Raw genomic sequence first — 5,848 nt, forward strand, 5'->3', positions numbered from 1 at the left:
GTGACCGCGTGGGCGGCGGTGATGGAATTCCTCGGGATGATCGAGGAGGGGCACATCAAGATCGATGACATCTTGCTGCTGTTCATCTATCTGGAACTGGGAGCKATGGTCGGGATYTACTTCAAGACCAATCACATGCCGGTGCGYTTCCTGATYTACGTGGCGATCACCGCGCTGACGCGGYTGCTGATCTCCAACGTYTCGCACCACAACCCGCCGGACCTGGGGATCATCTACCTGTGCGGCGGGATTCTGCTGCTGGCGTTTGCGATTCTGGTGGTGCGTTACGCTTCGTCGCAATTTCCTTCGGTGAAGATCGAGAACCCACACCGCAAAACAGGTGCGGGCTCCAGTGAGCATCCGGAAGTAGAAAAGGGCGAGCTTTAAAGCCCAATGGCGGGTCGGGGCCGGCCTTTGGTGGAGGGTGGCGGCAGGTTGCGCGTGCCGCCATCGGTCATGGATTCGAGGATGGCCACGGCACTGTCGCCTTGTTCGATGGCAATGCCGAATTGAATGCTTTGAACCAGACGCTTGAGACGTTGGGGGTCATTGCGTTGTTCGGCGCTGATCATGCGTTTGGCCACCACGCGGCCACTGTTGGAAAGCGTCAGCATGATGCTGCCGTCCAGGCCTTGAATGCTCAGGTTGATCTGGTAATCCGCTGCAAAAGCATCGGTAATGAGCTGGAAAGGGTTGTCCATGATGCGTCACCGCCTGATTGAACGTGCAGTTGTTGACCGGCCGTGATCGGGTTGGTTCGCAATGCCTGACCACCGGTCATCTCGCCATCATTGTTCCAGCAAGGATGTAGCAAGGGGCATGCCGACAAAATTGTCGGACAGAAAACACGTTCTGTAGGAGCGAGCCTGCTCGCGAATAACCTTCAGGCGCCGCAAACCATCTGGTTTGGCGCGTTATCGTTCACAACCATCGCGAGCAAGCTCGCTCCTACGGGGGCCGCGTTTTCTGCACGTTTCAGGGCAATAAACCTCGACGTGCCTCCAAAGCGATCAACATTCCACCCAGTTCACCGCCAGTCCGCCCCGTGAAGTCTCTTTGTACTTGTCGTGCATGTCGGCGCCGGTGTCGCGCATGGTGCGAATCACCCGGTCCAGGGAAATGAAGTGCTGGCCGTCGCCACGCAGGGCCATTTGCGTGGCGTTGATGGCTTTCACTGCGGCGATTGCGTTGCGCTCGATGCACGGCACTTGCACCAGTCCGCCAACCGGGTCGCAGGTGAGGCCGAGGTTGTGTTCCAGGCCGATTTCGGCGGCGTTTTCCAGCTGCTCCGGGGTGGCGCCAAGCACCTCTGCCAAGCCCGCGGCGGCCATGGCGCAGGCGGAGCCGACTTCACCCTGACAACCGACTTCGGCCCCGGAGATCGAAGCGTTTTTCTTGCACAGGATGCCGACGGCCGCTGCACCCAGGAAGAACGCGACTACGTCGTCGTCAGACGCATCGGCATTGAATTTCATGTAGTAGTGCAGCACCGCCGGAATGATCCCTGCCGCGCCGTTGGTCGGCGCCGTGACCATGCGCCCGCCGGCTGCGTTTTCTTCGTTGACGGCAAGGGCGTACAGGTTGACCCATTCCATTGCCGACAAAGTGGACGTAATGACATTCGGCTTGCCGATTTCCTGCAGGCTGCGATGCAGTTTCGCTGCTCGACGTGGAACATTCAGACCGCCGGGCAGGACGCCTTCGTGGCGCAAGCCTTGCTCGACGCATTCACGCATCACCGACCAGATATTCAGCAGGCCCTGGCGGATCTGCGTGTCACTGCGCCAAGCCCGTTCGTTGGCCATCATCAGTTCGCTCACCCGCAGCCCGTGCTGGTTGCACAGTTTGAGCAGCTCGGCGGCGCTGGAGAAATCGTAAGGCAGCACCACATCGCCAGCCGGTGCGATACCGGATTCGGCTTCAGCCGCTTCAATGATGAAACCTCCGCCAACCGAGTAGTACGTTTGCTCGAACAATTGGCCGGTTTCACCGAAAGCTGTCAGGGACATGGCGTTGGGGTGGTAGGGCAGGCTTTCGTCTAGCAGCAGGAGATCGCGTTGCCAGTCGAAGGCAATGTCCGCAATGCCTGCCAGAGGCAACTGACCGGTTTCGCGCAGGGTGTGAATGCGGCTGTCGATGGTGGTGGGATCGATGCGGTCGGGCCATTCGCCCATCAGGCCCATGACGCAGGCGCGGTCCGTTGCGTGGCCGACACCGGTCGCTGACAGAGAACCGTAGAGGCGGATTTCCACTCGTCGCACATCAGCCAGAAAACCCTGATCGACCAGCGCTTGGGCAAAGGTTGCGGCGGCGCGCATCGGACCGACGGTATGGGAACTGGACGGGCCGATGCCGACTTTGAAGAGATCGAAAACACTGATAGCCATGCTAAAGCCTATACAAGCAATGGAAGAGGAATCGCCGCCATTTTTGTAGGACAAGCGCAATGTCGGCGATACTGCCTGCCAAGGTCCTACGTGACCAACGAARATTCCTAAGACATCCTTTAGCAGGACTAAACGATGAGTCGTCAATTACACGCCCAGACGTATGTCTGGCTGAACGTGTTTGCCTGTGCCGCGCGGCACTTGTCGTTCACCCGTTGCGCCGAGGAGCTGCACATCACCCCGGGAGCCGTCAGCCAGCAGATCCGCCAGCTGGAAGAGCGCCTGGGTTTTCGCCTGTTTCACCGCCGCGCCCGCGGAGTCGAGCTGAGCGCCGAGGGCCAGCGCCTGGCCATTACCGTCAACGAGGCATTTGGCAGCATCGACGCGGAATTGCGGCGACTGGATGCGGGCATGATCAGCGGGATTCTGCGGGTACGTTCGATTCCGTCGTTCCTGAGCAAATGGCTGACGCCACGCCTGCCGCGTTTGCAGCAGCGTTTTCCGGATATTCAGTTGCGCCTGGTAGCCGAGGACAGCAGCGTACCGTTGCATGAAGGCGACTTCGACCTGGCGATCGACCTGAACGACGGCAGTTACCCCGGCCTGTTATCCACAGCCTTGCTCGATGAGCAGATTTTTCCGGTGTGCGCGCCGAGCCTGTTGCGCGGTCGTCCGCCGCTGCACGGTCCGGCAGACCTGATGCACTTCCCCTTGCTGCACGACATCACCGCCTGGCGCGGCAGCTATGAGTACGCGGAATGGGAGTTTTACCTCAACGCCATCGGCTTCGAGGGGGCGGATGTGCGACGCGGGCATACCTTCAATCGCAATCACCTGACGATCGAAGCGGCCATCGCCGGGATGGGGGTGGCGATTGCCCGACGGACACTGCTCAACGATGAGCTGGAGCGTGGGGCGTTGATCGTGCCGTTCGGCCTGGCGGTGCCCAATCACAAGCGCTACATGCTGCTTTACGCACCAGGGGCATTGAGCCATCCGGGTGTGCGCGCGGTGCACGATTGGTTGGTGGAGGAGGCGGGCGCTTTTCGCAGCTTGCACCCGTTGGGGGAGCGGCAAATGTGAGCAATTATTACGTAAGAGCAGGGCGACCCAACTCCCGACAGTAACAGTGCTTTTGCTCGTTGTCCGGCTTTTTTTGCGTATGAATATTTATCTTTTTTCAGGGGTTGAATTGTTCAGCGTACAGACCGATTGTGTAAGTAAGAGGTCACGGTGACGACGCCCAAGGGCTTAGCTGACCGGCCTCTCGCGAGCTAGCTGAAATAAGGGATGAACTATGCAAATCCAAGTCAATAGCGATAACCATATTCAAGGCAGTAAACGACTGGAGGAGTGGGTACGTACGACCATTGAGAGCACGCTCGAACGCTACGAAGAGGACCTGACACGAGTCGAGGTTCACCTGCGGGACGAGAACGGCGACAAGCCGGGTCCCCACGACATGCGCTGCCAACTGGAGGCGCGGCCAAAAGGCCATCAACCGGTTTCCGTCACCCATAAAGCCTCCACCATGGAGCAGGCGATCGACGGAGCGGCCACCAAGCTTGAACATGCGCTGGAGCATATGTTCGGCAAATTGCGCGGCAAACGAGCCAATGTGGTGCCCATCGAGAGTGGCGCCCATGCCGACCATCTGCTGGAAGAAGAGTTTCTTGAGAACGAACAGGCAGCACTTAACGGCTGACACCTGATTCACTTTTTTACCTTCCCATGAAAACGGGCCTGCATTGCAGGCCCGTTTTGTTTGTGCGCCAGGCATGGCGCGTTGCGCGTAAGCGCAACCAGCTTGGCTGTGGTGGCCTCGCTGGTGACTTGGAGGTGAAAGTCCTCTACACACCCGGCAAGGGGAAGTGTTAGCCAGAGGCAAGGGTGTCGCGGGTGACTGCGAATCTGAAGGAAGCCCGAGGCAAAATGCTGGCCTGACGAACAGGAAGCGGATAGAGGCGGCGCAGCGGGGTAAGRAGGCAAGCATCTTCAAAGCCCGATACTTGCACAGAACGCTGTGACGTAGATCCGACAGGCATAAGCAGGAAGGTCGCGCGAATTACCCTGGGAGATCTGCACGTTTGCCATTGTGCTACCGAGCGTCGAGAGGCGACGGGATGAGCGTGCAGAAGTCAGCYGAAGCCGTAGTAAGTGGCGARTAACCCCGTCACCAAGGGCCGAACAGGTTATGCCGCCAGTAGGCGTCAGAGTCTCGTCGAATGTTGAAACGCAGAATATTCTCCCAGAGAAAACTGTTACCCCAAGTCCCGGACGGTATCCGAGGATGACGGCTGACAGGGCGCAAGCATCGACGGCGTCTGTGACGTGGACGAACGCGGAGCCGGACACGCTGATGGCGCGGGTGCTTGCACCGGCCAACCTCAAGCGTGCGTATCAACGCGTAGTCAGCAACAAGGGYGCRCCGGGTGCCGATGGCATGACGGTCGACCAATTGGCRGGCTAYGTGAAACAGTATTGGCCGATCCTCAAGRCYCGGTTGCTGGCCGGCGAGTACCAMCCGCAAGGTGTACGCGCCGTCGACATCCCCAARCCCAAAGGCGGAACACGGCAACTGGGTATYCCCWGYGTCGTGGATCGCCTGATCCAACAGGCTTTGCTGCAACAGCTCACACCTATCTTTGATCCGCTGTTCTCGGACTACAGCTACGGCTTTCGTCCGGGCAGAAGCGCTCATCAAGCTATCGAAACGGCCCGTGCCCACGCGGCGGCGGGTCACCGCTGGTGCGTGGAACTCGATCTGGAGAAGTTCTTTGATCGGGTCAACCATGATGTTCTGATGGCCCATGTTGCGCGTCAAATCGAAGACAAACGCGTCCTCACGCTGATCCGTCGCTACCTCGAAGCGGGAACGATGTCAGGCGGCCTCGTCAGCCGACGGCAGGAAGGGACGCCGCAAGGCGGCCCGCTCTCGCCGTTGCTGTCGAATATCCTGCTCAACGAACTTGATCGTGAATTGGAGCGGCGGGGCCATCGCTTCGTGCGGTATGCCGATGACGCGAACATTTATGTGCGCAGTCGTCGMGCAGGTGAACGGGTGATGGCCAGCGTTGAGCGTTTCCTGAGCGAGCGCCTGAAACTGACGCTGAACCGGGAAAAGAGCCGAGTAGCCGGGTCGTGGATGTGTGATTACTTGGGCTATGGGATGAGCTGGCATCAACAGCCGAGACTAAGAGTGGCAACGATGAGTCTGGATCGCYTACGCGACCGACTYCGAAGYYTGCTGCGCACAACGCGAAGCCACAAAGTGGCGAGCGTCATCGAGCGGATAAACCCCGTACTGCGYGGTTGGGCTGGCTACTTCAAGCTGAGTCAGAGCAAGCGGCCACTTGAGTATCTTGATGGCTGGGTGCGTCACAAACTTCGCTGTATCATCTGGCGCCAATGGAAGCAGCCCTCGACGAGGGCGCGCAACTTGATGCGTCTAGGGCTCAACG

The 5,848-nt window shown here is 59.2% G+C and carries 6 protein-coding genes; 4 read left to right on the plus strand and 2 right to left on the minus strand.

The window, feature by feature from the left end; genetic code table 11:
• Positions 1-387 (plus strand): phosphate-starvation-inducible protein PsiE (locus ACXRVY_RS15225; RefSeq protein ID WP_458237682.1); only part of this gene is annotated, 387 nt, incomplete at its 5' end.
• On the opposite strand, the gene ACXRVY_RS15230 is transcribed toward ACXRVY_RS15225, so the two are convergent.
• Together ACXRVY_RS15230 and ACXRVY_RS15235 are read right to left on the minus strand one after the other, a co-directional pair.
• Positions 384-701 carry a DUF3509 domain-containing protein gene (locus tag ACXRVY_RS15230; protein ID WP_115948075.1) on the minus strand — a complete coding sequence of 106 codons (318 nt, stop codon included), beginning with the start codon at positions 699-701 and terminating at the stop codon, positions 384-386. The two genes, ACXRVY_RS15225 and ACXRVY_RS15230, sit on opposite strands and share 4 nt — an antisense overlap.
• Positions 702-1,010: 309 nt before the next feature.
• Positions 1,011-2,387: an L-serine ammonia-lyase gene (locus tag ACXRVY_RS15235; protein ID WP_223463380.1), complete on the minus strand. Its 1,377-nt coding sequence runs from the start codon at positions 2,385-2,387 to the stop codon at positions 1,011-1,013.
• Between the two features lie 135 nt (positions 2,388-2,522).
• Here ACXRVY_RS15235 and ACXRVY_RS15240 point away from each other — a divergent pair, with 135 nt between their 5' ends.
• From ACXRVY_RS15240 to ltrA, 3 genes are all read left to right on the plus strand, one after another.
• A complete protein-coding gene (locus ACXRVY_RS15240) occupies positions 2,523-3,470 on the plus strand; it encodes a LysR substrate-binding domain-containing protein (protein WP_008046773.1) in 948 nt (315 codons plus the stop codon).
• Between the two features lie 214 nt (positions 3,471-3,684).
• The gene (locus ACXRVY_RS15245) at positions 3,685-4,092 is read left to right on the plus strand and encodes an HPF/RaiA family ribosome-associated protein (RefSeq protein ID WP_007986797.1); all 408 of its coding nucleotides are present in this window, start codon (positions 3,685-3,687) and stop codon (positions 4,090-4,092) included.
• Between the two features lie 489 nt (positions 4,093-4,581).
• Positions 4,582-5,848 (plus strand): group II intron reverse transcriptase/maturase (gene ltrA / locus ACXRVY_RS15250; protein ID WP_458237683.1); only part of this gene is annotated, 1,267 nt, incomplete at its 3' end.

The organism is Pseudomonas sp. P5_A2_2, assembly GCF_054177685.1.